Source organism: Streptomyces sp. BL1 (genome assembly GCF_057628045.1).
This window is the reverse complement of record NZ_JBXYWZ010000002.1, coordinates 5,921,525-5,946,634: the sequence shown is the minus strand read 5'-3', so window position 1 is coordinate 5,946,634 and position 25,110 is coordinate 5,921,525. Positions and strand designations below refer to the sequence as shown.

Below are 25,110 nucleotides of genomic sequence, written 5' to 3'. Positions count from 1 at the left end.
GTGTGGGCAGCTGGTCCGCCCAAGGGGCGGAACGGGTGGGCACACCGGACCGCACCCGCGCAGGCAACGCACCCCGCACCCAAAGCAGGCGCAGCGTTACCGGAGGGTCTCACCCTCCAGATCGATCACCTGGTCCGCAAGGACCCGAAGCGACTCGAAGTCTTTTTCGGGGGCCACGAGAGTGTCAGGCGTCCCCTGATACGTATCGAACAGCACATGCTCCGCCCCCAGTTCACCCAACGCCACCAGATCCCCGTGGATCTGCTCCGGCGTGCCCTGCCCCGGCCGCCGCTCGTCGTCCGGCAGCGGCTCGTCCGTCACCCGCACGCACAGCAGCCGCGGCGCGAGCCCCGGCACCGGGCGCCCCTGAGCCTCGGCCTCGGCGCGCAGGGCCGGGAGGCCGGTGTCGCGGAGCCACGCGACGGTGAAGTCGATGGGGTGCCAGTGCGTACCGAAGCGGACCGCGCGCCGGATCGCCGCGCCGCTCTGGCCGCCGATCCACACCGGCGGATGCGGGTCCCGCACCGGCAGCGGCGCCGTGGAGACGTCGGTGAACTCGACGAACTCCCCCTCGTACGAGGCGAGTTCCCTGGTCCACAGCTCCCGGATCGCGCCCAGGTACTCGTCGGTGACCGCCCCGCGCCGCTCGTACGGCACGTTCAGCGCCGCGTACTCCTGCCGCGACCAGCCGATGCCGACGCCCAGCACGGCGCGGCCGCCGCTGATCTGGTCGAGGTTGGCGACGACGCGCGCCGTCTGGAGCGGGCTGCGGTACGGCAGCACGGCCACGGTCGTGCCCAGCTCGATCCGCTCCGTCTGCCCGGCGAACCACGCCAGCGTCGTGAACGGGTCGTAGAAGGGTGCCGGGTAGGGCTGCGCCACGTCCGGGGTGACCGCGATGTGATCGGAGATCATCGCCGAGTGGAAGCCGGTCTCCTCCGCGAAACGGGCCCAGCCGAGCAGCTGCGAAGGGGTCGCGTACGGACCGAAGTTCAGGACATTGACGCCGAATTTCATGGTCCGAGTAGATCATGCAAAGGCCCCCGCACCCGGTGCGGGGGCCCTTCGCCGTACGGCAGGCGCACGGCGTTTCAGCACGTGGGAGCGGTCGGTGCCGCTCCGGTCAGACGCGGCCGCGCAGCTCGCGGTACTGCTTCACCAGGCCGGCGGTCGAGGCGTCCAGACCGTCGACCGTCTTGCCCTCCGTCAGGGCCGGCTCGATCCGCTTGGCCAGTACCTTGCCCAGCTCGACGCCCCACTGGTCGAAGCTGTCGATGTTCCAGATGGCGCCCTGCACGAACACCTTGTGCTCGTACAGCGCCACCAACTGGCCCAGGACGGACGGCGAGAGCTCCTCGGCGAGGATGGTGGTCGTCGGACGGTTGCCCGGGAAGGTGCGGTGCGGGACCTGCTCCTCGGGAACGCCCTCGGCCCGGACCTCCTCGGCCGTCTTGCCGAACGCCAGCGCCTGCCCCTGCGCGAACAGATTGGCCATCAGCAGGTCGTGCTGGTCGGCGAGGGGGCCCAGCTCCCCGATGGGGCGGGCGAACCCGATCAGGTCGGCCGGGATGGTCTTCGTGCCCTGGTGCAGCAACTGGTAGTACGCGTGCTGCCCGTTGGTGCCCGGAGTGCCCCAGACGACCGGGCCCGTCTGCCAGTTCACGGGCCGGCCCTCGCGGTCGGTCTGCTTGCCGTTCGACTCCATGTCGAGCTGCTGAAGGTAGGCCGTGAACTTCGAGAGGTAGTGGCTGTACGGCAGCACCGCGTGCGACTGCGCGTCGAAGAAGCCGCCGTACCAGACGCCCAGCAGCCCCAGCAGCAAAGGCGCGTTGGACTCCGGCGGGGCGGTGCGGAAGTGCTCGTCGACGAGGTGGAAGCCGGCCAGCATCTCGCCGAAGTGGTGCGGGCCGATCGCCGTCATCAGGGACAGACCGATGGCCGAGTCGTACGAGTAGCGGCCGCCGACCCAGTCCCAGAACTCGAACATGTTGTCCGTGTTGATGCCGAACTCGGCGACCTTCTCGGCGTTCGTCGACACCGCGACGAAGTGCTTCGCCACCGCCTTCTCGTCGCCACCGAGCCCGTTCAGCAGCCAACGCCGCGCCGCCTTGGCGTTGGTGATGGTCTCGATGGTGGTGAAGGTCTTGGAGGCGACGATGAACAGCGTCTCGGCCGGGTCCAGATCCCGCACGGCCTCGTGCAGATCGGCGCCGTCGACGTTCGACACGAAGCGGAAGTCCAGCTCGCGCGCCGTGTACGGACGCAGCGCCTCGTACGCCATCGCCGGGCCCAGATCGGAGCCGCCGATACCGATGTTGACCACGGTGCGGATGCGCTTGCCGGTGTGCCCGGTCCAGGAGCCGGAGCGGACCTTGTCCGCGAAGACGCCCATCTTCCGCAGGACGGAGTGCACCTTGGGGGTGACGTTCTCCCCGTCGGTGACGACGGCCTGCGACTCCGGGGTGCGCAGCGCGGTGTGCAACACCGCCCGGTCCTCGGTGATGTTGATGTGCTCACCGGCGAACATCGCGTCGCGCAGCTCCGCGACGCCGGCCGCGGCGGCCAGCTCCCGCAGCAGCCGCAGCGTCTCGTCCGTCACCAACTGCTTGGAATAGTCCAGGTGCAGGTCGCCGACGCTCACGCGGTACTGCTCGGCACGCCGCTCATCGTCCGCGAAGAGCGTGCGCAGATGCGTATCGCCGAACTCCTCGCGGTGCTTGGCCAGAGCATTCCATTCGGGCATACGGTCCAGCCGAGTGCTGTTTGCCGAGCCTTCAGCATTCATCTGCGTTTGTCACCATTCATCTCGTACGTACCCCGCCGCACTCCAACGTACTGCGGTTTCCCGGGGAACGCCGAGAGGCCCGGCGGGGCGTCAGATCTCGCCGCGCAGCCTGGCCAGCGCCTCGGCGAGGATCGCCTCGCCGTCGGCGTCACTTCGCCGCTCGCGCACATAGGCGAGGTGCGTCTTGTACGGCTCCGTCCGGGGCGGATCCGGCGGATTCTCCTGGTCCGTGCCGGCCGGGAACCCGCAGCGGGGGCAGTCCCAGGTCTCCGGGATCTGCGCGTCACTGGCGAAGCTCGGCTGGGTCTCGTGCCCGTTGGAGCACCAGAAGGAGATGCGGAGGCGGGGGGCGGACTCGCCCCGCTCGGCCTCTCCCATCGGACCGGCTCCGACCCGGCTTCCCCGGATCGCGTTGCCACTTGCCACGGTCGTAACTCCCTGCCTCACGGTGCCGCGGAGCAACGAGAGTCGGCTCCGCTGCCTGCGCCCTGGTGTATGTAGGGCCCAACGCGCGTCCGTGGAGCGGAGTTACTGCGTCGGCTCCGGACGCGAGCCCTCATGATAGGCCGCGTCCTCGCCGCTGTGGCAGCTCTTGACGAGTCGTCTGCGCGAAGGTCAGCTCTGGAACTTCATGAGCAGGCCGAGCACCACGATGATGGCGAACCAGATGAGCCCGACCGCGATCGTGATGCGGTCCAGGTTGCGCTCGGCGACCGAGGAACCGCCGACGGAGGACTGCATGCCGCCGCCGAACATGTCGGAGAGGCCGCCGCCCTTCCCTTTGTGCATCAGCACCAGCATCCCCAGCAGGAAGCTGAAGACGATGAGGGCGATGGAGAACCCCATAACCACGGCTGGACCAACTCTCTCGGACTGTTAGCGGATCGGTCTGGATGAGCTTGTTGCGGGATGTGAGACGGGGGCCGGCTCCCTCGCGGGCCCGCGCACGCGCGAACGGTGAGGAGTCGGCCCCCGACAGGGTACGACGGGCGACAGCCCGCCGTCATTCAGCTACTGGTCACGGAAACGGACGATCTTCACGAACTCGTCCGCGTCCAGTGCCGCCCCGCCGATGAGCGCGCCGTCGATGTCGGGCTGCGCCATGATCTCGGCGACGTTCTTCGACTTGACCGAACCGCCGTACTGGATGCGGACCTTCGCGGCCAGCTCCTCGCTGTACAGCTCGGCGAGCCGGCGGCGGATCGCACCGCAGACCTCCTGCGCGTCCTCCGCGCCGCAGGTCTTGCCGGTGCCGATGGCCCACACCGGCTCGTACGCGATGACGATCGTCTCGGCCTGCTCGGCCGGTACGTCCTTCAGCGCGCCGTCGACCTGGGCGAGGGTGTGGGAGACGTGGTTGTTCGCCTCGCGCACGTCCAGCTCCTCGCCGACGCACAGGATGGGCGTCAGCTCGTTCTGGAAGGCGGCCTTGACCTTGGCGTTGACCAGCGGCTCGTCCTCGCCGTGGTACTGCCGCCGCTCGGAGTGGCCGATCGCCACGAACGTGCAGTTCAGCTTGGACAGCATCGGCCCGGAGATCTCGCCGGTGTACGCGCCGGACTCGTGCGCCGAGACGTCCTGGGCGCCGTACTTGATCTTCAGCTTGTCGCCGTCGATCAGGGTCTGCACCGAGCGCAGATCGGTGAACGGCGGCAGGACGGCGACCTCGACGGCCTCGTAGTCCTTGTCCGTCAGCGCGAAGGCGAGCTTCTGGACGTGCGCGATGGCCTCGAGGTGGTTGAGGTTCATCTTCCAGTTGCCCGCCATCAGCGGCGTGCGGCCCTGCGGTGTTGCAGTCACGGGGTTTCAGTCCTCCAGTGCGGCGAGGCCGGGGAGCGTCTTGCCCTCGAGGTATTCGAGGCTCGCGCCGCCGCCGGTCGAAATGTGGCCGAATGCGTTCTCGTCGAAGCCCAGCAGACGGACAGCGGCTGCGCTGTCGCCACCGCCGACGACGGTGAAGGCAGAGCTGTCGAGCAGGCCCTGCGCGACGGCCTTCGTACCCTCGGCGTAGTCCGGGTGCTCGAAGACACCCATCGGGCCGTTCCAGAAGACGGTGGACGCGTCGGCGAGCTTCGCGGCGTAGAGCTTACGGGTCTCCGGACCGATGTCCAGGCCCTCCAGCTCCGCCGGGATCGCATCGGCCTTGACCGTCTCCGGGTTCGCCGGAGCCTTCGTCTTCAGGTCCGGGAAGTCCGCGGCGGCCAGCACGTCGACCGGCAGCACGAACTCCACGCCCAGCTCCTCGGCGCGCTTCAAGTAGCCCTGCACGGCGGGGACCTGGTCCTCCTGCAGCAGCGACTTGCCGACCTCGTACCCCTGGGCCTTGAGGAAGGTGTACGCCATGCCGCCGCCGATCAGGATGCGGTCGGCCTTGCCCAGCAGGTGGTCGATGACGCCGAGCTTGTCGGACACCTTGGCGCCGCCGAGCACGACCGCGTACGGGCGCTTGACGTCCTCGGTGAGCTTCTTCAGCACGTTGACCTCGGTGGCGATGAGGCCGCCCGCGGCGTGCGGGAGCCGCGCGGGGAGGTCGTAGACGGAGGCGTGCTTGCGGTGCACGGCACCGAAGCCGTCCCCGACGTACAGGTCGGCGAGCTCGGCCAGCTTGTCCGCGAAGGCGCCGCGCTCGGCGTCGTCCTTGCTCGTCTCGCCGGCGTTGAAGCGGAGGTTCTCCAGGAGCGTGACCCCGCCGTCGGCAGTGGCGCCGACGGTGGCCTTCGCTCCGTCCTCCACGGTGTCCTCGGCGAACAGCACGTCGATATCGAGGAGTTCACCGAGCCGCTTCGCCACCGGGGCGAGCGAGAACTGCGGGTCCGGGGCGCCCTTCGGGCGGCCCAGGTGCGAGGCGACGACGACACGTGCGCCGGCCTCCGCGAGCTTCCGGATGGTGGGAACGGCGGCACGGATACGGCCGTCGTCGGTGATGGTCTCGCCGTCGAGCGGGACGTTGAGGTCGGAACGGACGAAGACCCGCTTCCCACCGACCCCTTCGGCGAGCATGTCGTCGATCGTCTTCATGAAGACTCCTGGCTTCCTGAATCCCGGCTGTGCCGGGCGCTGCCGGTCATACGACAGGGCCCGTGCTGTGCACGAGCCCTGTCCGTCACATCGTGGTGTCCGCCGTGCTCAGAGGCTCAGAGCCGGCCGCCGACGAAGGTGGTCAGGTCCACCAGGCGGTTGGAGTAGCCCCACTCGTTGTCGTACCAGCCGACGATCTTGACCTGCTTGCCGCCGCCCATGGTGAGCTGCGAGTCGAAGGTGCAGGACGCCGGGGCGTTGACGATGTCCGAGGAGACGATCGGGTCCTCGGTGTACTCGAGGTACCCCTTGAGCTCACCCTGAGCGGCCTTCTGGAAGGCGGCGTTGATCTCGTCCTTGGTGACCTCGCGGTCCAGCTCCAGCACCAGGTCGGTGACCGAGCCGGTGGGAACGGGGACGCGCATCGCGATGCCGTCGAGCTTGCCGTCCAGCTGCGGCAGCACCAGGGCGGTGGCCTTGGCGGCGCCGGTCGAGGTCGGGATGATGTTCTCGGCGGCGGCGCGGGCACGGCGCAGGTCCTTGTGCGGACCGTCCTGGATGCTCTGGTCGCTGGTGTACGCGTGGACCGTCGTCATGAGGCCCTTGGCGATGCCGAAGTTCTCGTCCATCACCTTCGCCATCGGCGCCACACAGTTGGTGGTGCAGGAGGCGTTGGAGATGACGTTGTGCTGCGCCGGGTCGTACTGGTCCTGGTTGACACCCATCACGATCGTGATGTCCTCGTCCTTGGCCGGAGCCGAGATGAGGACCTTCTTCGCGCCGGCCTGGATGTGCTTCTCGGCGTCGGCCTTCTTCGTGAAGATGCCGGTGGACTCGACGACGATGTCGGCGCCGAGCTCGCCCCAGGGGAGGTTGGCGGGGTCGCGCTCCGCCAGCGTGCGGAAGGTCTGGCCGCCCACCGTGATGGTGTCCTCGGTGTGGCTGACCTCCTGCTTCAGACGACCCAGGATCGTGTCGTACTTGAGCAGGTGGACAAGCGTCTTGTTGTCGGTCAGGTCGTTGACACCGACGATCTCGATGTCCGCGCCCTGGTCCAGCAGCGCGCGGAAGTAGTTACGCCCGATGCGGCCGAAGCCGTTGATGCCTACGCGGATCGTCACGAACCGATCTCCTCGTTGGATACGCCGGTGAGGACACCGGCGAAGCTGTATGGGATGTCCCCGACCACTGTCGACCCTACCGCGCCCCGTCGCACACGCTGACATCGGGCGGAAAGGCAGGGAAATCGGCCGGAACGGGCACTGGAATGGAGCGCCGTTGCCCCTGTCGCCTCAGGTCCAGCTTCTCAGCCGACCATTTCCTCGGTGAGGCTGGTCTCCGTACCGGGAATGCCGAGGTCCTGCGCCCGCTTGTCCGCCATGGCCAGCAGCCGCCGGATGCGCCCGGCGACGGCGTCCTTCGTCAGCGGGGGATCCGCGAGCGCGCCGAGCTCCTCGAGCGACGCCTGCTTGTGGTCCATGCGCAGCCGGCCCGCCGCGGCGAGGTGCTCGGGCACGTCGTCCGCGAGGATCTCCAGCGCCCGCTGCACCCGCGCGCCCGCCGCGACCGCAGCCCGCGCCGAGCGGCGCAGATTGGCGTCGTCGAAGTTGGCCAGCCGGTTCGCGGTGGCCCGGACCTCGCGGCGCATCCGCCGCTCCTCCCAGGCGAGCACCGACTCGTGGGCACCGAGCCGCGTCAGCAGCGCGCCGATGGCGTCACCGTCGCGGACGACCACGCGGTCAACTCCGCGCACCTCGCGGGCCTTTGCCGAGATCTGCAGCCGGCGCGCCGCGCCCACCAGGGCCAGCGCCGCCTCCGGACCCGGGCAGGTGATCTCCAGGGAGGAGCTTCTGCCGGGCTCGGTCAGCGAGCCGTGCGCGAGGAACGCTCCGCGCCAGGCGGCCTCCGCGTCGCAGGTGGCCCCCGAGACCACCTGGGGCGGCAGCCCGCGGATCGGGCGGCCGCGGCCGTCGACCAGCCCCGTCTGACGGGCCAGCTGATCACCGCCCGCAACCACCCGAACGACGTAGCGGCTGCCGCGCCGGAGTCCGCCGGGAGCCATCACCACCAAGTCCGAGGCGTGGCCGAAGATCTCCATGATGTCCTTGCGGAGCCGCCGGGCGGCAATGCCCGTATCCAACTCCGCCTCGATCACGATCCGCCCGCTCACCAGGTGCAAGCCGCCCGCGAAGCGCAGGATCGACGAGACCTCGGACTTCCGGCAGCAGGTCCGGGTGACGGGGAGCCGGGAGATTTCGTCCTTCACCGCAGCCGTCATCGCCATGGGCCGATCCTTCCATGCATCCGAAAAATACGGTCGTACGCGGCGGCCAGCAGGACCGGGTCGTGCCTCGGTGTTCCGCTTCCAGCGCCCTGGACCTGGGAGATTCCTCCCGGCGCCGCCACGTGTGCCAGCTCGACCGCGGCGCCGAGCCGCTGTGCGGCCTCGCGCAGCGAGTCCTGGTCCGGTACCGCATCCTGATCGGCCAGCACCACGTCAAAGGCGAGTTTAGGTGCGTGTCGGGCCAAAACCTCCAAATGACGCTGCGGGGAAAATCCTTCGGTTTCTCCCGGCTGGGGTGCGAGGTTCAGCGAGAGCACCTTGCGGGCCTTCGTCTCGGTGAGCGCCTCGAGCAGCTCGGGCACCAGCAGATGGGGAATCACCGAGGAGAACCAGGAGCCCGGACCGAGCACCACCCAGTCCGCGTCCAGCACCGCCGCGACCGCCTCCGGGACGGCCGGCGGATCCTGCGGGACGACCTTCACCCGCTGCACCTCACCGGTGGTCAGCGCGACGGTGGCCTGACCGCGCACGGTCGACAACTCCCCCGGCTGCTCCGGGTCGTGCCCCTTCACCAGGGCCTGCAGCTCCAGCGGCACGGCCGACATGGGCAGCACCCTGCCGTGCGCGCCGAGCAGCTTCCCGACCAGATCGAGCGCCTGTACGTGATCGCCCAACTGTTCCCACAACGCGACGATCAGGAGATTGCCGACCGCGTGTTCGTGCAGTTCGCCCCGGCTTTCGAAGCGGTGCTGGATGACCTCCGCCCAGGTGCGGCCCCAGTCGTCGTCGCCGCACAGCGCCGCGAGGGCCTTGCGCAGATCGCCGGGCGGCAGCACCCCCAACTCGTCCCGCAGCCGGCCGCTGGAGCCGCCGTCGTCGGCGACGGTGACCACCGCGGTCAGCGCGCCGGTGATCCGGCGCAGCGCGGTGAGCGAGGCGGACAGGCCCATGCCGCCGCCCAGGGCGACCACCTTGGGCTGGGCGCCGCGATGACTGCTGCGGCTGCCGACCATGCGGCGCAGCCGCATGCTCCTACGGGGCATACGCCTCACTCACGTCCCATGTCCCGGTGTACGACGACGGTTTCCACACCCTCGTCGGACAGCCGGCGGGCCAGCTTCTCGGACATGGCGACGCTGCGGTGTTTCCCGCCCGTACAGCCGACGGCGATCGTCACGTACCGCTTGCCCTCGCGGCGGTAGCCGGCGGCGATCAGCTGCAGCAGCTCCGTGTAGCGGTCGAGGAAATCCTTGGCGCCGGGCTGGTCGAAGACGTAGTCGGAGACCTCCTGGCTGGTGCCGGTGTAAGGGCGCAGCTCCGGCACCCAGTGCGGGTTGGGCAGGAACCGGCAGTCGGCGACCAGGTCGGCGTCGACGGGGAGGCCGTACTTGTAGCCGAAGGACATCACCGTCGCGCGCAGCTCCGGCTCCTCGTCGCCGGCGAACTGGGCGTCCAGCTTGGCGCGCAGCTCGTGCACGTTCAGCCCGGAGGTGTCGATCACCAGGTCGGCGTCGCCGCGCAGTTCGCGCAGCAGGTCGCGCTCGGCCGCGATGCCGTCGACGATCCGGCCGTCGCCCTGCAGCGGGTGCGGGCGGCGTACGGACTCGAAGCGGCGCACCAGCGCGTCGTCGCCGGCCTCCAGGAACACGATGCGGCGGCGCACCGCCTTCGCCTCCAGGTCGGCCAGCGACTCCATGAGGTTGTCGAAGAAGCTGCGGCCGCGGACGTCGACGACGACCGCGATGCGCGCCACGTTGCCCTGCGAGCGGGCACCCAGATCGACCATGGTGGGGATCAGCTCGGGGGGCAGGTTGTCCACCACGAACCAGCCCAGGTCCTCCAGGCACTTGGCGGCGGTGCTGCGGCCCGCTCCCGACATGCCGGAGATGATCACCAGTTCGGGGATCGTCGCTGTCTCGGCTTCCGCCGGTGTGCCCGTACTCACCTGTGCTCCGTCCGTACTGTCGTGCGCTGCGCTGCTCATGCCGACTCCCCCGTGGGTCCTTCTTCTTCAACGATCTCACCGGTCGCCGTATTCACCGCGGGCGACGGCGGCGCGCCGGAGCCGAGCGCGGCGGCGACGGCCTCGGCCGTCTTCCGGCCCACGCCCGGCACTTCCTGGATCTGCTCGACGGTGGCCGCCCGCAGCCGCTTCACCGAGCCGAAGTGCTTGATCAGCGCCTGCTTGCGGGAGTCGCCGAGACCGGAGACGGCATCGAGCGGCCCCGCCTTCAGGGACTTGGAGCGCTTGCTGCGCTGGTACTGGATGGCGAAGCGGTGCGCCTCGTCCCGCACCCGCTGCAGCAGATACAGGCCCTCGCTGGTGCGCGGCAGCACCACGGGGTCGTCGTCACCCGGCACCCACACCTCTTCGAGCCGCTTGGCGAGCCCGCAGACGGCGACGTCGTCGATGCCGAGCTCGTCCAGCGCGGCGCGGGCCGCGGCGACCTGCGGCTGCCCGCCGTCGACGACGAGCAGCTGCGGCGGGTACGCGAACTTCTTCGGGCGGCCGTCCTCGTCCCTGCCCGGCTCGCCGGGCTCCGTGCCGTCCGCGTCGGGCAGCTCGCCGGACTGTTCGGCCTCCCGCAGATAGCGCCGGAAACGGCGGCTGATGACCTCGTGCATGGCCCGTACGTCGTCCTGTCCGGCGAAGGACTTGATCTGAAAGCGCCGGTACTCGCTCTTCCGGGCGAGGCCGTCCTCGAAGACGACCATGGAGGCGACCACGTCGTCGCCCTGGAGGTGCGAGATGTCGAAGCACTCGACGCGCAGCGGCGCGGAGTCCAGGTCCAGCGCCTCGGCGATCTCCTCCAGGGCCCGGGAGCGGGTGGTGAGGTCGGAGGCACGGCGGGTCTTGTGCAGCGCGAGGGACTGCTGCGCGTTCCGCTGGACGGTCTCCATCAGGGCGCGTTTGTCGCCGCGTTGGGGGATGCGCAGCGAGACGTTCGAGCCGCGGCGCTGGGTGAGCCACTCGTTTATCGGGCCGACCGGGTCCGGCAGGGCCGGCACGAGCACCTCGCGGGGCACGGAGTCGCCGCGCTCCTCGCCGTACAGCTGCTGCAGGGCGTGCTCGACGAGTTCGCCGGTGGTGACGTCCTCGACCCGGTCGGTGACCCAGCCGCGCTGGCCGCGCACCCGGCCGCCGCGGACGTGGAAGATCTGTACGGCCGCCTCGAGTTCGTCCTCGGCGACGGCGATCAGGTCGGCGTCGGTGGCGTCGGTGAGCACGACGGCGTTCTTCTCCATCGCGCGTTTGAGCGCGTCGATGTCGTCGCGCAGCCGGGCCGCCTTCTCGTACTCCATCTCCTCCGCTGCCTGCTTCATCTCGCCCTCGAGGCGGCGCAGGTAGGAGCCGGTGTGCCCGGCCATGAAGTCGCTGAACTCCTCGGCGAGTTCGCGGTGGTCCTCGGGGCTGATCCGGCCGACGCAGGGTGCCGAGCACTTGCCGATGTACCCCAGCAGGCAGGGGCGGCCGATCTGCGCCGACCGCTTGAACACCCCGGCGGAGCAGGTGCGTACGGGAAAGACGCGGAGCAGCAGGTCGACGGTCTCGCGGATGGCCCACGCCTGTCCGTACGGACCGAAGTAGCGCACGCCCTTCTTCTTCGGGCCGCGCATGACCTGGACGCGGGGATACTCCTCGTTCATCGTCACCGCGAGGGACGGATAGCTCTTGTCGTCGCGGTACTTGACGTTGAACCGGGGGTCGTACTCCTTGATCCAGCTGTACTCCAGCTGCAGCGCCTCCACCTCGGTGGAGACGACCGTCCACTCCACGGAGGCCGCCGTGGTGACCATCGTGCGGGTGCGCGGGTGCAGATTCGCCAGGTCCTGGAAGTAGTTGGCGAGCCGCGAGCGGAGGCTCTTGGCCTTGCCGACGTAGATCACCCGGCGGTGCTCGTCACGGAACCTGTAGACCCCCGGCGAGTCGGGGATCTCTCCCGGCTTGGGACGGTAGCTGGAGGGGTCTGCCATGGCTCACACCCTACTTGCGGACACCGACATCTCGGGCCGCCCGGTGCGCCCCCGGGGTGTGCGGAAGGGCGCGGCGGCAGCGGACGCGAAGCCGGCGCGCGGCGCGTCACCAGCCGCGTTCGCGCCACTCCGGAATCCTGGGGCGCTCCGTGCCGAGCGTGGTGTCGTCGCCGTGGCCCGGGTAGACCCAGGTCTCGTCCGGCAGCCGGTCGAAGATCTTGGTCTCCACGTCGTGCAGCAGGCTCGTGAACGCCTCGGAGTCCCCGAAGGTGTTGCCCACGCCGCCGGGGAACAGGCAGTCCCCGGTGAAGAGATGGGGGTGGCCCTGCGGGTCGTCGTAGACCAGCGCGATCGACCCCGGTGTGTGGCCGACGAGGTGCCGGGCCGTCAGTTCGACCTCGCCGACGCGCACGGTGCCGCCGTCCTCGACGGGCTCGTCGGTGGACACCGGGATGCCCTCCGCGTCGTACTTCCCGGCGTACGTACGGGCACCGGTCGCGGCGACCACCTCGGCGAGTGCCTGCCAGTGGTCGCCGTGCCGGTGGGTGGTGACGACGGAGGCGATGCCGTCCTCACCGATGAGCTGCAGCAGGGTCTCCGGGTCGTTGGCCGCGTCGATCAGCAGCTGCTCGCCGGTGGCGCGGCAGCGCAGCAGATAGGCGTTGTTGTTCATCGGCCCGACGGCGACCTTCGAGATCATCAGTCCCGTCAGCTCGTGCACATCCGCCGCGCCGCCGACCTTCACCACTCCGCTGTAAGCCATGCCCCCAGCCTAGTAGGGGACGTCAGAGCGCGGGGAGAGCGGGCAGCGGACCGCTCGCGGACAGTCCGCTGCCGGACGTGCGCCCGCTGAGCCAGCCGACCAGCGCGGCGGGGCCGCCGGCGACCACGACGGGGTCGCCCTCCGGGGCGCCGGTACGCCAGTGGCTGCCGTCCTCGGCGCGCAGCTCCAGGCCCTGCGGCAGTCCGGGGTGCGCGGCGAAGCGCTTGACCAGCGAGGCGAGTTGACGGTCGATGAAGCCGCCGGGCAGGTCCTCGACGCCGTAGCCGATGCCGAGGTCGACATGGTGCAGTCCCACCTCGGTCCAGCGCCGGAAGGGCAGCGAGGAGGCCGTGTCACGGACGCCGTTGCGCAGTTCCACGGTGCGCTGCCAGTCCTCGCCGGACTGTGCGGCGAAAGCGCCGTCCAGCCGCGCGGCGGTGTCCCGTACGTCGTCCAGGTGCACGGCGAGGGGGCGCGCGGCGTCCCGCTCGATGTCCGCGTCGCGGGCCTCGGCGGAGGCGTACATCGGGCGGCCGGCGAGCACTTCGACGAGCGCGTCGGCGTTGCGTGCGAGATGGGCGAGGACGTGACCCCGGGACCAGCCGGGCAGTTGAGAGGGTTCGGCGACCGCGGCGTCCCCGAGTTTCGCGGCGGCTTCCAGGAGTCGGTGGGTGGCTTCCCTCACGTGAGCGATGTCGTGCGCAGGCGAAGTCATGATCCCAAAGCTAGTGCCGCCACTCCTTCGAGTGGAAGGTTGCGGAGCGACTCCGTAATTCGAAAGCACGTGCTATAGGCTCGGTGGGCGGTACCGGACGGATCCGACAGACATCCGTACGGCGCCACCCATACTCTTGGTGGGTGTTCCCGTGCCGCCCCACGGGCGCTCCACTCCTCCGCGGGCCGCGGCCCGCGGGGCACCACCACCGCGGCTCACACGAAAGGTGCCTACCAGCGTGGCCGACCGTCTCCTCGTTCGTGGCGCTCGGGAGCACAACCTCCGGAACGTCTCCATCGACCTCCCCCGCGACTCGCTGATCGTCTTCACCGGGCTCTCGGGGTCGGGCAAGTCCTCGCTCGCGTTCGACACGATCTTCGCCGAGGGCCAGCGCCGCTACGTCGAGTCGCTGTCCGCGTACGCCCGGCAGTTCCTCGGGCAGATGGACAAGCCCGACGTCGACTTCATCGAGGGCCTCTCCCCCGCGGTGTCCATCGACCAGAAGTCGACCTCGCGGAACCCGCGCTCGACGGTGGGCACGATCACCGAGGTCTACGACTATCTGCGGCTCCTGTTCGCGCGCATCGGCAAGCCGCACTGCCCGGAGTGCGGGCGGCCCATCGCCCGTCAGTCGCCGCAGGCCATCGTCGACAAGGTGCTGGGCCTGGAGCCCGGCAGCCGCTTCCAGGTGCTGTCGCCGCTGGTGCGCGAGCGCAAGGGCGAGTTCGTCGACCTCTTCAACGAGCTGCAGACCAAGGGGTACAGCCGCGCGCGGGTCGACGGGGAGACCATCCAGCTCTCCGAGCCGCCGAAGCTGAAGAAGCAGGAGAAGCACACCATCGAGGTGGTCGTCGACCGCCTCACGGTGAAAGAGAACGCCAAGCGGCGGCTGACCGACTCCGTGGAGACGGCCCTCGGCCTCTCCGGCGGCATGGTCATCCTCGACTTCGTCGACCTCGACGAGGACGACCCGCAGCGCGAGCGGATGTACTCGGAGCATCTCTACTGCCCGTACGACGACCTGTCGTTCGAGGAGCTGGAGCCGCGCTCCTTCTCCTTCAACTCCCCGTTCGGCGCCTGCCCGGAGTGCACCGGCATCGGCACGCGGATGGAGGTCGACCCGGAGCTGATCGTCCCGGACGAGGACAAGTCGCTGGACGAGGGCGCCCTCCACCCGTGGTCGCACGGGCACACCCGGGAGTACTTCGGGCGGCTGATCGGCGGCCTCGCCGACGCGCTCGGTTTCCGTACGGACATCCCGTGGGCCGGGCTGCCGCAGCGCGCCAAGAAGGCGCTGCTGCACGGCCACAAGACCCGCGTCGAGGTGCGCTACCGCAACCGGTACGGCCGCGAGCGCGCGTACACCACGGCCTTCGAGGGCGCGGTGCCGTTCGTGCGGCGGCGGTACCAGGAGGCGGAGACCGACTCCAGCCGGGAGCGCTTCGAGGGCTACATGCGCGAGGTGCCCTGCCCGTCCTGTGAGGGGACGCGGCTGAAGCCGATCGTGCTGGCGGTGACCGTCCAGGAGAAGTCGATCGCCGATGTCTCCGCGATGTCGATCAGCGAATGCGCGGACTTCCTCCGCGACATGGTGCTGACGGACCGTGAGAAGACCATCGCCGAGCGGGTGCTGAAGGAGGTCAACGAGCGGCTGAAGTTCCTGGTCGACGTGGGCCTCGACTATCTGACCCTGAACCGGGCGGCGGGCACGCTGTCCGGCGGCGAGGCCCAGCGCATCCGGCTGGCCACCCAGATCGGCTCCGGTCTGGTCGGCGTGCTGTACGTGCTGGACGAGCCGTCCATCGGGCTGCACCAGCGGGACAACCACCGGCTGCTGGAGACCCTGTCCCGGCTGCGCGACCTGGGCAACACGCTGATCGTCGTGGAGCACGACGAGGACACCATCCGGGCGGCCGACTGGGTCGTCGACATCGGGCCGGGTGCCGGCGAGCACGGCGGAAAGGTCGTGCACAGCGGCTCGTTCAAGGAACTGCTGGCCAACGAGCAGTCGGTGACCGGGGATTACCTGTCGGGCAAGAAGGCGATCCCGACGCCGGACGTGCGCAGGCCGGTCGACGCCGAGCGGATGCTGACCGTCCGCGGCGCCCGGGAGAACAACCTCCACGACATCGACGTCAGCTTCCCGCTGGGCGTGCTGACGGCGGTCACGGGCGTCTCGGGCTCCGGCAAGTCGACGCTGGTGAACGACATTCTCTACACCCACCTGGCGCGCGAGCTGAACGGCGCGAAGATGGTGCCCGGCCGGCACACGCGGGTGGACGGGGACGACCTCGTCGACAAGGTCGTGCATGTCGACCAGTCGCCGATCGGGCGCACGCCGCGGTCCAACCCGGCGACGTACACCGGGGTGTTCGACCACGTGCGCAAGCTCTTCTCGGAGACGATGGAGGCGAAGGTCCGCGGCTATCAGCAGGGCCGGTTCTCCTTCAATGTGAAGGGCGGCCGCTGCGAGAACTGCTCCGGCGACGGCACGATCAAGATCGAGATGAACTTCCTGCCGGACGTGTTCGTGCCGTGCGAGGTGTGCCACGGGGCCCGGTACAACCGGGAGACCCTGGAGGTGCACTACAAGGGCAAGAACATCGCCGAGGTGCTCGACATGCCGATCGAGCAGGCGCTGGACTTCTTCGAGGCGGTGCCGCGCATCGCCCGGCATCTGAAGACGCTCAACGAGGTCGGCCTCGGGTACGTCCGCCTCGGGCAGCCGGCACCGACCCTGTCGGGCGGCGAGGCACAGCGCGTGAAGCTGGCCAGCGAGCTGCAGAAGCGCTCGACGGGCCGCACGGTGTACGTGCTCGACGAGCCCACCACCGGGCTGCACTTCGAGGACATCCGGAAGCTCATCGGCGTGCTCGACGGACTGGTCGACAAGGGCAACTCGGTGATCGTCATCGAGCACAATCTGGACGTCATCAAGACGGCCGACTGGATCGTCGACATGGGCCCCGAGGGCGGCAACGGCGGCGGTCTCGTGGTCGCCGAGGGCACGCCGGAGGAGGTGGCCGGGATTCCGGCCAGCCACACCGGCAAGTTCCTGCGGGAGCTGCTGGGCGACCGGGTCAGCGACGCGCAGCCGGTGCGTGCGGGCAAGACCGCGAAGAAGCCGGCGGCGAAGAAGAGCGCAGCGAAGAAGGCCGCCCCCGCGGCGAAGTCCGCGGAGAAGGCACCCGCGAAGAAGGCCGCGGCGAAGAAAGCCACGCCCCGCAAGCGCTGACGGTGCGTCACTCTGCCGGGCCCTGCGGGTCAGGGCTCGGCAGAGCGGGACGAATGGTGTCGTAAGGTACGGCGCGTGACGATCAACAAGCAGCACAGTGCCACGCGCCGTACCGTCCTCGGCTCGGCCGCCGCGGCCGGGATCGGCCTCACCGTCACCGCCTGCGGGGGCGGTTCGGACAGCGGCGGAGAGTCCGGCGGCCAGGCGGCGACCCCCTCGGCGCCCGTCGAGCTGGGCGCCGCGAGTGCCGTGCCCGTCGGCGGGGCGAAGCTCTACCGGGAGCAGAAGCTTCTCGTCTCGCAGCCGGAGAAGGGCGAGTACAAGTCCTTCAGCGCGGTGTGCACCCACAGGGGGTGCGTCCTCAGCGAGATCAAGGGCCGTGAGGGCGACTGCACCTGCCACGGCAGCCGCTTCGACGTCACCACGGGCAAGGTCCTGCAGGGGCCGGCGACGCGCCCCCTCCCCGAGGTCCCGGTGCGCGAACAGGGCGGCAAGCTCGTTGCGGGGCCGGAGAAGAGCTGAGCGCTGCGCTGGGCCGCGGCTTGTGCCCTGCCCCGCTTCGTGTGACCCCGTGCTTGTGTCTGGCGGCTGCGGCTCACCTGCGTGGCTGGGTTTGCGCAGTTCCCCGCGCCCCTTATCTCGCGCAGTTCCCCGCGCCCCTCGGAGCGCGCGGTTCCCCCTGCCCCTGATTCGGGCCGTCAACTTGCGTCGTCGGTACCGGCGTTCTTCGCCTGTTCTTGTCGATTTGTCGCGGGACCCCTGGTGCACCGGCGTCCCCCTTGGGACTCTGTGGCCCACTGTGCGCAGGAGCGCGCGGAACTGACGCATTTGTGGGGGATGCCGTGCACAGACATCGCGCACGCAGACGTTTCCTCGTACGGCCGCTGCTTCCGGCAGTGGCCGTTTCCATGCTCGCCGGCGGTCTGGTGGCACCGGCCGGCGCCGTGCAGCAGGGGCCGCCCGGCCGGTCCGCCGCCGCACAGCGGGCTCCGGCGGCCATCGCCGACGGCGACGGGATGGACCTGTCGCGCACCACTCGGCCCGTCGCACCAGGCGCCACCCTGACGTCGTTCGACAGGCTGGAGTCCGACAAATGGCTGCGCGCCGACGCGCTCAGCGTCCAACTGGGCAGCGGTACGGGCGGAGTTCAGTCCGACTATCTGTCCTCGGGGAAGGTCTCCCAGCGCCGTACTGTGAGCGATCTGGTCAAACAGCACGACCCCGGCAAGGGCCGGCGTACTGTTGCCGCGCTCAACGCGGACTTCTTCGACATCAACGAGACCGGCGCCCCGCTCGGTCCCGGGCTGCGCGACGGGAAGCCGCCGCACTCCCCCGCCACCGGTACGTCGGAGGCCGTCGGCGTCGGCCCGCAGGCGGCGGGGCGGATACTCGATCTGTACTTCGAGGGCAGTCTGACGCTGCCCGGCGGCAAGGAGCCGCTCGCCGCTTACAACGCGGCCAATGTGCCCGACGACGGCATAGGTGCCTACAACTCCCAGTGGGGCGAGGCCGACCGGGCGCTGACCACCGACGGCGCCACGGACACGGCCGAGGTCGCGGTGCGGGACGGCAAGGTGGTGTCGGTCTCCGACGGTCCCGGGACGGGGCCGATAGCGGAGGGCACCACCGTGCTGGTGGGCCGGGATGTGGGGGCGAAGGCGCTGGACACGCTGACGGTGGGCGATCCGGTCTCGTGGGAGTACCGGGTGCGGACGGACGACGGAAGTGCCGTGCCCCGTACGGCAGTCGGCGGGCGCGGTCTGCTCGTCGTCGACGGCGAGGCGCAGAACTGGGAGGGCCGGCCGAACAACGCGACGGCGCCCCGTACGGCGGTCGGCTTCTCGCGGGACGGCAGCACCATGCACGTGCTGACGGTCGACGGGCGGCAGGCCACGTCGGGCGGTGTCACCCTCACCGAGCTCGCCCTGATGATGAAGCAGCTCGGGGCGTACAACGCGCTCAACCTCGACGGCGGCGGCTCGTCCACGCTGCTGGCACGTGAACCGGGCGCCGCCGAGCCGCAGTTGGAGAACTCGCCGTCCGACGGCGGCGAACGCGAGGTGCCGAACGGTCTGGCGCTGACCGCACCACAGGGCAGCGGCCGGCTGACGGGCTTCCATGTGGAGACGGCGGCCGATCCGGCGAAGGCGCCCACGGCGGACAACGTGCCGGGCGGTCATCCGGAGCGGGTCTTCCCGGGCCTGTCGCGGAAGCTGACCGCCGCCGGGTACGACGAGACGTACGGTCCTGCGCAGGGCACTCCGGCGTGGCGCACCGCGCGGCCGGACATCGGACGGGCGGACGGTGACGGCGTGTTCCACGCGCGGCGGTCCGGCAGTACGAAGGTGACGGCCGTACGGGGCGGGGCGCAGGGGTCCACCAGTCTGACCGTTGCCGGTGCGCTGGACCGCATCCGTCCGACCAGTGAACGCGTCGCCCTGGCCGACGGGGACGACAAGGGCACCTTCGGTGTGCTCGGTTTCGACGCACAGGGCACCAGTGCACCCGTCGAACCGTCCGACGTGCGCCTGCAGTACGACACTTCACGGTTCACCATCACGCCCGACCCGGCGACCGGGAGTTTCACTGTGCGGGCGCGCCCGGGCCAGGGCGACACGGCGGACATCGTCACCGTGTCGGCAGGCGGCCGTACGGCGCATCTGGCGGTCAGTGTCGGGCTGAAGGAGCAGCGGGTCGCCGGTTTCGACGACGCGGCGGACTGGAAGTTCAGCGCGGCACGCGCCACGGGCGCCCTCGCACCGGAGCCGGCGGGCCACACCGGGACCGGGCTGCGGATGACGTACGACTTCACCCAGTCGACCGCCACGCGTGCCGCCTACGCGACGCCGCCCGCCGAACTGCCGGTCCCCGGGCGGCCGCAGGAGTTCGGTCTGTGGGTGAAGGGCGACAAGCAGGGCGCCTGGCCGTCGCTCCAGGTGAAGGACGCGGCCGGGACGACGCACGTACTGCGCGGCCCGAACATCGACTGGGAGGGCTGGAGACACGTCACGTTCACGGTGCCGGAGGGCGTCGCCCATCCGCTGCGTGTCCAGCGTCTCTATCTGGCCGAGACCCGTCCGACGGCGCAGTACCGGGGTGATGTCGTACTGGACGAACTGTCCGCGCGTGTCCCGCCGGACGTCGAACTGCCGCCCGCACAGCGGGTCGAGGATCCGCTGATCTCCACGGCGGCCGACACGGCGGGCCGGGACTGGCGGTTCGCCGTCATGTCGGACGCACAGTTCGTGGCGCGCGACCCCGACAGTCCGCTGGTGCGGCAGGCGCGCCGTACGCTGCGCGAGATCCGGGCCGCACGGCCCGACTTCGTGATCGTCAACGGCGACCTCGTCGACGAGGGCTCGCCGGAGGACCTGCGGCTCGCGCGGCGCGTCCTGGAGGAGGAGCTGGGCGACGCGCTGCCCTGGTACTACGTGCCCGGCAATCACGAGGTGATGGGCGGCAGCATCGCGAACTTCGTCCGCGAATTCGGCCCGGCGCAGCGCACCTTCGACCACAAGGGCACGCGGTTCCTGACGCTCGACACCTCGTCGCTGACGGTACGCGGCGGCGGGTACGCCCAGTTCCAGGAGCTGCGCCGCCAGTTGGACGCGGCGGCGAAGGATCCCGCGGTCGGTTCCGTGGCGGTCCTGCAGCATGTGCCGCCCCGTGATCCGGCACCGGCCGGGCCGAGTCAGCTGACCGACCGGATGGAGGCCGACCTGCTGGAGGACTGGCTGGCCGGCTTCCGCTCGCGCACCGGGAAGGGCGCCGTGTTCGTCGGCGCGCACACCGGCGCGTTCCACGCCTCCCGGGTCGACGGGGTGCCGTACCTGATCAACGGCAACTCCGGGAAGGCGCCGTCCTCGCCCGCGGGCCAGGGCGGCTTCACCGGCTGGTCGATGCTGGGCGTGGACCGTACGGCGGGCAGCAGAGCACCTGACGACTGGGTCGCGGCGCAGACCCGCGCCCATGTGGACGGTCTGACCCTCGCACTGCCCGACCGGCTGCCGGCCGGCCAGAAGGCGAGCGCGTCGGCGACCGTACTGCAGGGTGAGGGCGCCAACGTACGGAAAATTCCCGTCGGCTGGCCGCTCAGCTCCGACTGGTCGGGCTCGGGCGGACTGTGCGTCACCGACCGCAAGCCCGCGCCGGGGCGCTGCATCGCCTCGTACGACCCGGGCAGCGGGACGCTCACCGCGCACCGGCCCGGCGAGGTCTCCCTGACGGTGGCGGTCAACGGGCAGCGGGCCACGCGCACGGTGACGGTCACGTAGGCGGCCGACGGGTGCGGCTCGCGTGGGGTGCGCGCGGTTCCCCGTACCCCTGACGGACAACGGCCCCGGCAGCGTGTGCTGCCGGGGCCGCTCCGTCGCAGAGGGGCGTCAGACGTCCGCGTCCTGCTTGCCCGCCTCGCGCTGCTCCACCTGGTTCTGCTTCCGGGAGGCGATGAGCGAGGTGATCGTGGTGACGATCAGGACCACGCAGATGACACCCAGCGAGACCGGGGTGGAGATCTCCGGCACGTGGACACCGGTCTCGTGCAGGGCGTGCAGCACCAGCTTCACGCCGATGAAGCCCAGGATGATCGACAGGCCGTACGAGAGGTGGACCAGCTTCTTGAGCAGTCCGCCGATGAGGAAGTACAGCTGCCGCAGACCCATCAGGGCGAAGGCGTTGGCGGTGAAGACGATGTACGGGTCCTGGGTCAGACCGAAGATCGCGGGAATGGAGTCCAGCGCGAACAGCACATCGGTGGTGCCGATCGCGAGCATCACGATCAGCATCGGCGTCATCAGCCGCTTGCCGTTCTCGACGATGAACAGCTTGGTGCCGTGGTACTTGTCGGTCGACGGGAAGCGCTTCTCGACCATCTTGAGGAAGCGGTTCTCCTCGTACGCCTCGTCCTCCTCGTCGGCGCGCGCCTCCTGGATCAGCTTCCAGGCGGTGTAGATGAGGAAAGCGCCGAAGATGAAGAAGACCCAGGAGAACGAGGCGATGATCGCGGCGCCCGCGGCGATGAACGCGGCACGCAGCACCAGCGCGATCAGCACGCCGATCATCAGCACACGCTGCTGATATATGGTCGGCACCGCGAACTTCGCCATGATGAGGACGAAGACGAAGAGGTTGTCGACGCTGAGCGACTTCTCCGTGATGAAGCCGGCGAAGAACTCGCCGCCGGCCTGGGCATTCCCGAACAGGAAGAGGCCGGCTCCGAAGAGTCCGGCGAGGACGATCCAGACCGTGGTCCAGATTCCGGCCTCCTTGATGGAGACCTCGTGCGGCTTGCGGCCGCCGATGAAGAAATCGGCGGCGATCAGGGCGCACAGACCAACGATGGTCAGCACCCACATGTTCATGGAGACATCCATTTACGCACCCTCCGGCTTGCATATTCGCATGCGCCGGAGGTCTCTTCCGCCCGGCGACAACCTGCCGGACCGACGCCCCGGGACCGGTCAGGTCGGTCCGTATTGACGGGGTCGCCGCGAGGCTGGGAATACTCCCCTCCGTGCAAGAAAGAGTAAAGCACTGCCAAGTAATAGTAAAGACGGCAGGTGGGGAGGGCCGTCCGACGGCGCGGAGGGCAGCCGGGAAGGGCAGGTCAGCGCGCTATGAGCCGGCCTGCGCCACCTGCCGCAGCACCGTGGAGAGCACCGCGCTGCCGTGTGGGACGAGCGGCGGCTCGTACGTCCAGGCGTGTCCCACCCACGGATCGGCGAGGTGCTCCTCGGGGACCGGGGTCAGCCGGAGCAGCGAGCGCCAGAGCGGGTCGAGCAGCGGACCGTACGCGGCGGCGTCCTCGCGGTCGGCGACCAGCATGACGTTGACGCCGACGGACGGGCCCTCGTCCGCGATGTATCTCAGCTGAGTGACCGCGCGGTCATCGAAGCCGTGCGGGAAGTCGTGGATCAGCACGACCTGTTCGGCCGGATCCAGGTCGGGCGGGAGCGAGGAGGTGGCGCCGCTGCGGACCGCCATCTGCATCAGGTCGATGCGCCGCGTCAGCCGCTCCAGCACCTCGCGCACCCCCGCGGCACCGGCCGCCGGCGGCACCCGCAGCACCCCGCTGTCGGTGAGCGGGGCGAGCGCGGAGGCGGCGGAACCCGCCGGGTCGATCACGCTGAGCGTGAACTCCCCCGCCGGGTGGGCGGCGACGAGCCGGGCCGCGATCGCCGTGGCCGTCACCGCCGCGCGGCGGCGCAGCTCGTCGGTGTCGGTGAGCGAGGGGTCGAGCGCGGTCCGCTCGCCGTGCCCCGCGTCGATCCACAGGCCGCGCGCGAGCGGCAGCCGGACGAGCAGCGGGATCCGCAGCTCGTCGCACTCGGGCAGGCTGAGGTCGCCCAGCCGCACCGCCATCGGGGAGTCCTCCGGCAGCTCGTACGCATGCCAGACGGGGTTGTCCCAGCGGGCGAACGCGGGTGGCAGCGCGGGCTCCACCACGTCCGACTCGGCCTCCAGCTGGCGCATGTCCCGGTCGAGCGCCGCCTCGGCCTGCTCGACCAGCACGGCGTGCTTCTCGTGCGCCGCGCCGCGCGCCGCGTCGGCGGCGGGTCCCGAGCGGGTGGCCGGGTCGGCGAGGACGGAGTCGAGCTCGCGCTCCAGCCGGGACTCGGCGAAGTCGACGGCGGAGCGGAAGGCGGCGACCGAGCGGGCCACGTCCTCGAACATGCCCCAGATCTGGTTGTACAGCCGCTCGTCCATGGACCAGCCGGAGGCGTCCCCGGCGACCGGACTGTGCTGGTCCCCCTGCCGCTCCCGCGGTGCGGGCTGCTCCCCGGCGCCGGGCGCCGCGGGAGGGCCGGTGGCGGGGGTGCGGCGGGGGTGACGGTAGTCGATGCCGCCGGAGGCGCCGCCGCTCTTGTCCGTGCTCTTGTCCGTGGAGGCTCCGGGCGCCGCGGGGGCCGGACCGGCGGCGGAGGAACCGTCCGTGGCCTCGGTGACGCCGGGCTCCGTGTCCGGACTGCCGGACGGATGCGCCGGCTTGACGCCGCCGGCGGTGCCGCCCGTGCCGCTGCCTCCGGCGTACGCGGTGCTGCGCGTGCGCTGCTGCGCGCCCGAGGGCGGGGCTTCGGGGGCGCGGGCCATGCCCTCTGCGACGGCCTCGTTGATGTGCGAGGCGAGCTCGTCGGCGCGCTCCAGGCCCTGGTCGTCGAGCATCGCCGCGAGGCCGCCCGCGTACCCCTGGCCGACGGCCCGCACCTTCCAGCCGCCGTCCGTGCGGTACAGCTCGACGGCCACGACCGCGGACTCGGCGCCGAGGCCCGTGATCGTGTAGCGGGCGACCTCGGCGCCGTCCAGCCCGGTCACGGCGACGAAGGGCGCAGTCAGCCCGCCGAAACTGGCGGGGCCCGCCACCCCGGTCGGCAGCGCCAGCAGCACATTCACCCGCTGCGCGCCGTCGGGCAGCGCGCCGAGATCCACCGCGAGCCGGTGATCGGCCGCGGCCTGCTGGGAGACCTCCAGCCCCGGCAGCCGGTGGTCGGCCGGATGCGCGATCCAGCCGGGTTCGCGCATGCGTCCGCGGTCGTCGGTGAGGGTGGCGCCGGCCACGACCGGCTCCCCCGCCGACACTCTGATCTCCACGCGGGCGCCCGGCAGTTGCCGGTTCTGTCCGCGGACCAGCTCGGCCGACATACCCTCCCCCTCCTTCGGCTCCTCGACTGCGCGCCGCCCCGCTACAGGTGCGGCAGGATCGACGGCATCAGGTCCTGGAACGTACGGCCGTTGGCCGCGTCGCCCACGGCGGTCATCTGCCAGCCGCTGCCCTGCCGTTGGACCTTCGCCATGATCTGCGCGGTGTACTGGCCGCCGCCGGTCAGGGTGTACCGCGCCATCTCCTCGCCGTTGGTCTCGTCGACCAGCCGGCAGAAGGCGTTCTCCACCTCGGCGAACGTCTGGCCGGTGAAGGAGTTCACGGTGAAGACGATCGCGTCGATGTGGACCGGGACGCGCTGCAGATCGACCATGATCGCCTCATCGTCGCCGCCCTGTCCGGCGCCGCCGACGAGATTGTCGCCGGTGTGCTTGACGGAGCCGTCGTCGCTCACGAGATGACGGAAGAACACGACGTCCACCGGCTGCTTGTCGGCGAACAGCACGGCGGAGGCGTCGAGGTCGATCTCCTTGCTGCGCTTGCCGAACAGCCCGCGGCGCGGGGCCGACTTCCATCCCAGCCCCATGCGCACGGCGGTCAGGGCTCCCCCGTCGCCCTTCTGCAGGCTGATCGCCTGACCCTTGGTCATATTGACCGTCATGTGCGTACCCCTCTGTCTCCGCGGCCGGCGGCCGCCGCCCGTGCTCCGGGCGACGGCTGTCACGCCCCGCACCCTAC

19 protein-coding genes are annotated in these 25,110 nt (G+C 70.4%); 3 read left to right on the top strand and 16 right to left on the bottom strand.

All coding sequences use genetic code 11. The features are described from left to right. Positions 1 to 96: 96 nt before the first annotated feature. From AC3AGO_RS26085 to AC3AGO_RS26025, 13 genes are all read right to left on the bottom strand, one after another. On the bottom strand, positions 97 to 1,017 hold the full coding sequence (locus tag AC3AGO_RS26085) for a TIGR03619 family F420-dependent LLM class oxidoreductase (protein WP_487822669.1): 921 nt from the start codon (positions 1,015 to 1,017) through the stop codon (positions 97 to 99). 106 nt (positions 1,018 to 1,123) lie between these two features. Beyond that, positions 1,124 to 2,785 carry a glucose-6-phosphate isomerase gene (gene pgi / locus AC3AGO_RS26080; protein WP_487822668.1) on the bottom strand — a complete coding sequence of 554 codons (1,662 nt, stop codon included), beginning with the start codon at positions 2,783 to 2,785 and terminating at the stop codon, positions 1,124 to 1,126. A gap of 90 nt (positions 2,786 to 2,875) precedes the next feature. Then, on the bottom strand, positions 2,876 to 3,211 hold the full coding sequence (locus tag AC3AGO_RS26075; RefSeq protein ID WP_487822667.1) for an RNA polymerase-binding protein RbpA: 336 nt from the start codon (positions 3,209 to 3,211) through the stop codon (positions 2,876 to 2,878). Positions 3,212 to 3,400: 189 nt separating this feature from the next. After that, the gene (secG, locus tag AC3AGO_RS26070; protein WP_487822666.1) at positions 3,401 to 3,637 is read right to left on the bottom strand and encodes a preprotein translocase subunit SecG; all 237 of its coding nucleotides are present in this window, start codon (positions 3,635 to 3,637) and stop codon (positions 3,401 to 3,403) included. A 159-nt stretch (positions 3,638 to 3,796) separates the two neighbouring features. Next, positions 3,797 to 4,552, bottom strand: coding sequence for a triose-phosphate isomerase (gene tpiA, locus AC3AGO_RS26065; RefSeq protein WP_487824822.1), 756 nt, complete (start codon positions 4,550 to 4,552; stop codon positions 3,797 to 3,799). A gap of 39 nt (positions 4,553 to 4,591) precedes the next feature. Then, positions 4,592 to 5,803 (bottom strand): phosphoglycerate kinase, encoded by a 1,212-nt coding sequence (locus AC3AGO_RS26060; protein WP_487822665.1) that lies wholly within the window; start codon positions 5,801 to 5,803, stop codon positions 4,592 to 4,594. A gap of 116 nt (positions 5,804 to 5,919) precedes the next feature. Next, a complete protein-coding gene (gap, locus tag AC3AGO_RS26055) occupies positions 5,920 to 6,924 on the bottom strand; it encodes a type I glyceraldehyde-3-phosphate dehydrogenase (protein WP_487822664.1) in 1,005 nt (334 codons plus the stop codon). Positions 6,925 to 7,109: 185 nt separating this feature from the next. Further along, positions 7,110 to 8,087 (bottom strand): DNA-binding protein WhiA, encoded by a 978-nt coding sequence (gene whiA, locus AC3AGO_RS26050; RefSeq protein ID WP_487822663.1) that lies wholly within the window; start codon positions 8,085 to 8,087, stop codon positions 7,110 to 7,112. Next, positions 8,078 to 9,130 (bottom strand): gluconeogenesis factor YvcK family protein, encoded by a 1,053-nt coding sequence (locus AC3AGO_RS26045; protein ID WP_487822662.1) that lies wholly within the window; start codon positions 9,128 to 9,130, stop codon positions 8,078 to 8,080. Before AC3AGO_RS26045 ends, whiA begins: the two co-directional genes overlap by 10 nt. Before the next feature lie 5 nt (positions 9,131 to 9,135). Further along, positions 9,136 to 10,071: an RNase adapter RapZ gene (gene rapZ, locus AC3AGO_RS26040; protein ID WP_487822661.1), complete on the bottom strand. Its 936-nt coding sequence runs from the start codon at positions 10,069 to 10,071 to the stop codon at positions 9,136 to 9,138. Next, a complete protein-coding gene (gene uvrC, locus AC3AGO_RS26035) occupies positions 10,068 to 12,062 on the bottom strand; it encodes an excinuclease ABC subunit UvrC (protein ID WP_487822660.1) in 1,995 nt (664 codons plus the stop codon). The genes rapZ and uvrC overlap by 4 nt, the downstream gene beginning before the upstream one ends. 106 nt (positions 12,063 to 12,168) lie before the next feature. After that, positions 12,169 to 12,825 (bottom strand): MBL fold metallo-hydrolase, encoded by a 657-nt coding sequence (locus AC3AGO_RS26030; protein ID WP_487822659.1) that lies wholly within the window; start codon positions 12,823 to 12,825, stop codon positions 12,169 to 12,171. A 22-nt stretch (positions 12,826 to 12,847) separates the two neighbouring features. Next, positions 12,848 to 13,540, bottom strand: coding sequence for a maleylpyruvate isomerase family mycothiol-dependent enzyme (locus AC3AGO_RS26025; protein WP_487822658.1), 693 nt, complete (start codon positions 13,538 to 13,540; stop codon positions 12,848 to 12,850). 238 nt (positions 13,541 to 13,778) lie between these two features. Here AC3AGO_RS26025 and uvrA point away from each other — a divergent pair, with 238 nt between their 5' ends. The 3 genes from uvrA to AC3AGO_RS26010 all read left to right on the top strand — a co-directional run bounded on the left by uvrA (position 13,779) and on the right by AC3AGO_RS26010 (position 21,049). Continuing rightward, on the top strand, positions 13,779 to 16,775 hold the full coding sequence (gene uvrA, locus AC3AGO_RS26020) for an excinuclease ABC subunit UvrA (RefSeq protein WP_487822657.1): 2,997 nt from the start codon (positions 13,779 to 13,781) through the stop codon (positions 16,773 to 16,775). Positions 16,776 to 16,850: 75 nt separating this feature from the next. Then, the gene (locus AC3AGO_RS26015; protein WP_487822656.1) at positions 16,851 to 17,297 is read left to right on the top strand and encodes a Rieske (2Fe-2S) protein; all 447 of its coding nucleotides are present in this window, start codon (positions 16,851 to 16,853) and stop codon (positions 17,295 to 17,297) included. Between the two features lie 386 nt (positions 17,298 to 17,683). After that, a complete protein-coding gene (locus AC3AGO_RS26010; protein WP_487824821.1) occupies positions 17,684 to 21,049 on the top strand; it encodes a phosphodiester glycosidase family protein in 3,366 nt (1,121 codons plus the stop codon). Positions 21,050 to 21,157: 108 nt separating this feature from the next. Here the strand turns inward: AC3AGO_RS26010 and AC3AGO_RS26005 are convergent, their stop codons facing one another. The 3 genes from AC3AGO_RS26005 to AC3AGO_RS25995 form a co-directional block, all read right to left on the bottom strand. Further along, positions 21,158 to 22,147 (bottom strand): TerC family protein, encoded by a 990-nt coding sequence (locus AC3AGO_RS26005; protein ID WP_487822655.1) that lies wholly within the window; start codon positions 22,145 to 22,147, stop codon positions 21,158 to 21,160. Positions 22,148 to 22,388: 241 nt separating this feature from the next. After that, positions 22,389 to 24,413 (bottom strand): TerD family protein, encoded by a 2,025-nt coding sequence (locus AC3AGO_RS26000; RefSeq protein WP_487822654.1) that lies wholly within the window; start codon positions 24,411 to 24,413, stop codon positions 22,389 to 22,391. Between the two features lie 41 nt (positions 24,414 to 24,454). Beyond that, the gene (locus tag AC3AGO_RS25995; protein WP_487822653.1) at positions 24,455 to 25,033 is read right to left on the bottom strand and encodes a TerD family protein; all 579 of its coding nucleotides are present in this window, start codon (positions 25,031 to 25,033) and stop codon (positions 24,455 to 24,457) included. Positions 25,034 to 25,110 lie beyond the last annotated feature (77 nt).

What these genes read in the sequence shown, in the direction of transcription:
- AC3AGO_RS26085 (WP_487822669.1), bottom strand. Translation starts at nt 1,017, where the DNA reads ATGAAATTCGGCGTCAATGTCCTGAACTTCGGTCCGTACGCGACCCCT.
- pgi (WP_487822668.1), bottom strand. Translation starts at nt 2,785, where the DNA reads ATGAATGCTGAAGGCTCGGCAAACAGCACTCGGCTGGACCGTATGCCC.
- tpiA (WP_487824822.1), bottom strand. Translation starts at nt 4,552, where the DNA reads ATGGCGGGCAACTGGAAGATGAACCTCAACCACCTCGAGGCCATCGCG.
- AC3AGO_RS26060 (WP_487822665.1), bottom strand. Translation starts at nt 5,803, where the DNA reads ATGAAGACGATCGACGACATGCTCGCCGAAGGGGTCGGTGGGAAGCGG.
- whiA (WP_487822663.1), bottom strand. Translation starts at nt 8,087, where the DNA reads ATGGCGATGACGGCTGCGGTGAAGGACGAAATCTCCCGGCTCCCCGTC.
- AC3AGO_RS26045 (WP_487822662.1), bottom strand. Translation starts at nt 9,130, where the DNA reads ATGCCCCGTAGGAGCATGCGGCTGCGCCGCATGGTCGGCAGCCGCAGC.
- rapZ (WP_487822661.1), bottom strand. Translation starts at nt 10,071, where the DNA reads ATGAGCAGCGCAGCGCACGACAGTACGGACGGAGCACAGGTGAGTACG.
- uvrC (WP_487822660.1), bottom strand. Translation starts at nt 12,062, where the DNA reads ATGGCAGACCCCTCCAGCTACCGTCCCAAGCCGGGAGAGATCCCCGAC.
- AC3AGO_RS26030 (WP_487822659.1), bottom strand. Translation starts at nt 12,825, where the DNA reads ATGGCTTACAGCGGAGTGGTGAAGGTCGGCGGCGCGGCGGATGTGCAC.
- AC3AGO_RS26025 (WP_487822658.1), bottom strand. Translation starts at nt 13,540, where the DNA reads ATGACTTCGCCTGCGCACGACATCGCTCACGTGAGGGAAGCCACCCAC.
- AC3AGO_RS26010 (WP_487824821.1), top strand. Translation starts at nt 17,684, where the DNA reads ATGCTCGCCGGCGGTCTGGTGGCACCGGCCGGCGCCGTGCAGCAGGGG.
- AC3AGO_RS26005 (WP_487822655.1), bottom strand. Translation starts at nt 22,147, where the DNA reads ATGGATGTCTCCATGAACATGTGGGTGCTGACCATCGTTGGTCTGTGC.
- AC3AGO_RS26000 (WP_487822654.1), bottom strand. Translation starts at nt 24,413, where the DNA reads ATGTCGGCCGAGCTGGTCCGCGGACAGAACCGGCAACTGCCGGGCGCC.
- AC3AGO_RS25995 (WP_487822653.1), bottom strand. Translation starts at nt 25,033, where the DNA reads ATGACGGTCAATATGACCAAGGGTCAGGCGATCAGCCTGCAGAAGGGC.